3 protein-coding genes and 2 pseudogenes are annotated in these 4,774 nt (G+C 42.8%); 4 read left to right on the forward strand and 1 reads right to left on the reverse strand.

Going from position 1 to position 4,774, the window contains the following annotated elements; translation table 11 throughout:
• The first annotated feature begins 97 nt into the window (after window positions 1-97).
• Window positions 98-1,066, forward strand: coding sequence for a group II intron maturase-specific domain-containing protein (locus QUB56_RS36260; RefSeq protein ID WP_332961194.1), 969 nt, complete (start codon window positions 98-100; stop codon window positions 1,064-1,066).
• Window positions 1,067-1,708: 642 nt separating this feature from the next.
• Window positions 1,709-3,373, forward strand: coding sequence for a group II intron reverse transcriptase/maturase (ltrA, locus tag QUB56_RS36265; RefSeq protein WP_332961195.1), 1,665 nt, complete (start codon window positions 1,709-1,711; stop codon window positions 3,371-3,373).
• A gap of 120 nt (window positions 3,374-3,493) precedes the next feature.
• Here ltrA and QUB56_RS36270 read toward each other — a convergent pair.
• Window positions 3,494-4,009: pseudogene (locus QUB56_RS36270) on the reverse strand (transposase); the annotation flags it as partial.
• 48 nt (window positions 4,010-4,057) lie between these two features.
• On the opposite strand from QUB56_RS36270, the gene QUB56_RS36275 reads away from it, so the two are divergent.
• Window positions 4,058-4,228 (forward strand): hypothetical protein, encoded by a 171-nt coding sequence (locus tag QUB56_RS36275; RefSeq protein WP_332961197.1) that lies wholly within the window; start codon window positions 4,058-4,060, stop codon window positions 4,226-4,228.
• A 326-nt stretch (window positions 4,229-4,554) separates the two neighbouring features.
• Window positions 4,555-4,774 (forward strand): annotated as a pseudogene (locus QUB56_RS36280) (hypothetical protein); the annotation flags it as partial.

The raw sequence follows: 4,774 nt of genomic DNA on the forward strand, positions 1-4,774 counted from the left end.
TAGAGTCGAACTCATGCACTGGCTAATTTCATAAAGTCCTTTTTTTGTCAACTCCTAATACTGAACCGACGCCCTAGCGAATATAGCGCTAGAGGGATTGGAATACATACTAAGCCAACACATAAAGGCAAAGGAATACACCCTCAAATCCGGAAAATCAGCCGGAAAAGTAAAACGGATGAAACTACCTAGATATGGATACATCCGTTACGCAGATGACTTTGTGGTGACAGCCGAAACCCGAGAGGAAATCGAAGACATATTGCCCACAATCAGGGTATTTTTAGCCGAAATAGGATTAACTCTGAACGAAGAGAAAACTCAAATCATGAATTTAACTGATGGGTTCAACTTCTTAGGGTTTAACATCCGACAATACGGTGGAAAGTGCCTAATAAAACCCCAAAGGGAAAAGGTCATAGCCTTGTTAAGAGAAATCAAGGCATGGTTGAAGAATCACAAGACCATTAAAGCAGAAAGCGTGATTCGATACCTCAACCCAATACTACGAGGGTGGGCGAACTACTACAAACACGCTGTCAGCTCAGAAACGTTCCAAACATTCGGCAGTATCTTGTGGAAAATGCTCTGGAAATGGGCAAAACGCAGGCATCCGAAAAAGGGAGCAAAATGGGTCAAAGTCAAATACTTTAAAAGAGTAAATAGAGACTGGGTATTCTTTGCCAAGACGAAGAATAGACATGGTGAACCTCAAGAGGTAAATCTATACCAAATAGGCCAAACAAAAATCACCAGACATATCAAAGTCAAGGATAAAGCAACACCCGATAACCCAGAGCTAAAAGCATACTGGACAGACAGGATGACCAAACACGGTAGAGAATATTGGGCAAAAGGCTCAAGAGACTACTGTGTGGCAGTCAACCAAAACTGGAAATGTCCAGAATGTAATGAACACCTGTTCAATGGCGAAAAACTACACACGCACCATAAAGTGGCAGTAAAAGACGGTGGAAAAGGAACTCTCAAAAATCTACTACACCTACATCAAGAATGCCACAAATCGGTGCATGGAAAGCAAAATCGAAAGGTTGAGGATGCTTGAGCCGTATGATGGGTAACTGTCAAGTACGGTTCTTAGGGGCGCGACCTGAAAGGTCGTTTGGCACGTGGAGCCTACTCCACTAAGGGATTCACACCCCTTACTCTCACGTAAAAGACTCTACTCTCAGAGTCCGGTCACGGTCAAGTAGGTAACGAAACAACTGGAGTGCAGACCACGAATGTAGCCGAAGCTGACAGCCTAAGTCGGTCAGGAGCTAGAGAGAGTTCTCGAATGGTGAACGAAAGTGAACTATCGTTAAACGGCGTAATACCGGGAGTGTCCAAATAAGGCTGATAGGACATTATGGGTGGATTTATAACTCCCTTATTTATGAGTCGTGTGAACTTAAACCCATCGCTGAACTAGATAGCACCTAACCGAGAATGTAAAACCAAACGATACGACAGGGTAAGTCCTACAGAGTCTAGGAGAGGTCGAAAACTCCTAGTAGGTCTCAGGTAACGAGGACACAACTTTCTGGAGGATAGAGGAAGGGTTAAAAAGCGAATGCTGAGTTGTAATGATTCAGATAGGAGTTCAAAATTTGCTCCTGAACGAAAGTAATAGCAGACTTAACCTCGGTCTAACACGAATAGAAGAAAAGACAAAGAAATCGAACTCAATGACAAGTTAGATCCTGCCATGAAAATGACCGGAAACGGACAAAGAGAACGGCTGAAAGATTGGAGCCAGATTAACTGGAGACAGATGAGTAAAGCCGTGAGAAATCTACGTCGAAGAATCTTTCGTGCCTCAGAAACTGGTAATTTCCGTAAGCTCAGAAACTTGCAGAAATTAATGATGAAAAGTTACGCCAACCTATTATTTTCTGTCCGACAAATCACTCAAACCAATCAGGGTAAACAAACCGCTGGTATTGATAAGGAGGTAATCAACTCACCAGCCCAAAGAGTGCAATTTGTTAATACATGGAAGGGTGGAAATCAAAAACCTGTTCGGCGAGTAGAAATCCCCAAGAAAAATGGCAAAATGCGTCCCCTCGGTATCCCAACCGTCAGGGATAGAGTCATACAGACAATAGTTAAAAATGCACTGGAACCTGAGTGGGAAGCCAGATTCGAGCCTAATTCCTATGGATTTCGACCTGGCAGAAGTTGTCAAGATGCTATCGAACAGTCATTCACCAGATTGAGTGACAATCCCAGAGGTAGCAATGACAAATGGGTTCTAGAAGCTGATATTAAAGGCTTCTTCGACAACATCGCCCATGAATCTATCCTAAAAATGATTAGTAACTTTCCTAAAAGAGGGCTAATCCAAGGATGGTTAAAAGCTGGATTTGTTCTCAAAGGAAAAGTAAACCCTACAGAGACGGGCACACCACAGGGAGGAGTCATCTCTCCACTTCTAGCCAATATCGGACTGCATGGATTAGAAACATATATAAAATCCACCAACCACCGACTAGGCGTGGTCAGATATGCTGATGATTTTATTGTCACAGCTAGAGACAAAGGAAGTCTCGAAACTGCCAAAATCCAGATTCAAGCGTATATGTCCGAAAAAGGACTCGAACTCAGTGCTGAGAAGACGTTAATTACGTCAATAGAAGATGGCTTCGACTTTTTGGGTTATAACCTCAGACATTACAACAGAAAACTGTTAATCAAACCCTCAAAACCTAAAGTTCTCAATTTTTGTAAGAGAATCGGTCAAGAGATAAAAAGTCTGGATGGGAGTAACCAAGAGGCAATAATTAGAAAGCTGAATCCGATTCTCAGGGGTTTTGCCAACTACTATAGAGGGCTAGTTAGCAAGCAAACCTTCAGTTACATTTCACACAGGGTGTGGGAATACCTCTGGCGGTGGTGTAAACGCCAACATCCTAAGAAAAACACAAAGTGGGTCAGAAAAAGATACTTTAAAACCATCAAAGGCAATAAATGGACGTTCGCTACCACAATTAGCGACCGCCGAGGAAAAGAGAAAATTATTACTCTTTACCAGATAGCGTACACGCCCATCGAACGTCACATAAAGGTTAAAGGGAATACTTCACCTGACAACCCTCTTCAACAAGAATATTGGCTCAATCGAAACCAAAGACTAGGCAAATCATACTGGAGTAAGGGTAGTAAATACTATTCCGTCGCTCAAAATCAAAACTGGATTTGTCCTATCTGCGGAGGGCTATTGTTAAATGGAGAGGAAATAGAAACCCACCACATAGTACCTGTTGCTAAAGGCGGTACTGACGACGAGTACAACCTTCAGCACGTCCACCTAGCTTGTCACAAACAGGTACATTCCAAAACTCAAACCCAGTCTCAAAAGGCCTTAAGTTAGGCTTGAGCGCAGTGAGTTGGAAACTCTCATGCTGCGTTCTCAGGGGAGGGGAGAGCGGCGACGCTCGAACCTTACCCGACGGGAAGGATACGGTGACGTATGCCTTCCTACCCGACAAATTTATCCAGCATTAGTTTCAAACATACGAGCCAGAACGTGGAGATTGTGAACAACAGCCATACGTCGGAGGTCAAAGAGATTTTTACGTAAGCCAATATAGCGAGCCCTGTCTCCTTGCCAGTGACCAATATGAGCCAGACTATGCTCAACACTAACGCGCTCGCGGAGTTTTTCACGTCCACTCTGTGTAGTTTGACGTTGCCGTAGCTCTACGAGTAGAGACTCGTCAGGGTGAATGGAGATAGTGCGACCTTGCTGACTCTTGGTACACTCAGAGCGCAGAGGACAGATTTGACATTCCTGTTTGGGGAAGTGGACAACAGTTCCCTCATTAAAGGGTAAACACAGCCCCGACGGACAGCGAATCAAGTGATGTTCCCAATCGAGAACAAAGGCGTTTTTATCAAAAAAATTACCGTTTTTGACTTTCCATGGCTGGCAAATAATAGTCAGTTCAGGTGTGCGCTGTTTAACCCAATGGCTCACCAAATATGCACGGTTAATATGTAATACTACTTCTCCAAAAATATGCAGAGCGTAGTATGAGAGTTTAAGGATAGTTATATGAAAGTGAACTACCAAGAAAGAATTGAGGCAACCACTACTGAGTTAAAAATAATTATGGCCGGGCAGCAAACTGTAACTAATAGACAAAAAGTTCAGGCACTTTATTTGTTAAAATCAGGTTTGAGCCAGAGCATTACAGATGTAGCTGAACTTTTAGGGGGTACATAGAATCACCGTACAAAGATGGTTAAAGCAATATAATGATGGCGGCCTGTCATCATTATTAAAGCTGCGCGGCTCAACCGCTCGGTTCCGAGTAATTTCCTCAGAAGTAATAGCAGGAATCTCGACAAAAATCAGTGAAGAATTCTGCGAGTTTAAGAGTTACAAAGAAATTGCGACAGGCATCGAAGATAACTATCAAGTATCCATCAAATATCAAACTTTACACAAGCAAGTGCGCTATCGAATGAAAGCCAAGTTAAAAGTACCAAGGCGTTTGAGTAGCAAAAAAAATCCTGCGGCAGCAATCGAGTTTAAAAAAACTATAAAAATTGCTGAAAGTGGTCTCCTGGTTGGAGTCCACTACCCCTAACCCAGCAAAAAATGGTCTCAAATATTGGTGTCAATATCAAACTAGAATCGGCTTAAAAACGCTTGAAAGGAAAAAAATTACAGCCCGTGGAGTCAAACCAACAGGTAAAGTACAATGGAATTTTAAAGCTTACTATTTGTATGGGGCGATAGCTCCGCAAACAGGAGAAAGTTTTTGGC

This window comes from Microcoleus sp. AR_TQ3_B6, from assembly GCF_036702785.1.
In the GTDB taxonomy this organism is placed as follows: Bacteria; Cyanobacteriota; Cyanobacteriia; order Cyanobacteriales; family Microcoleaceae; genus Microcoleus.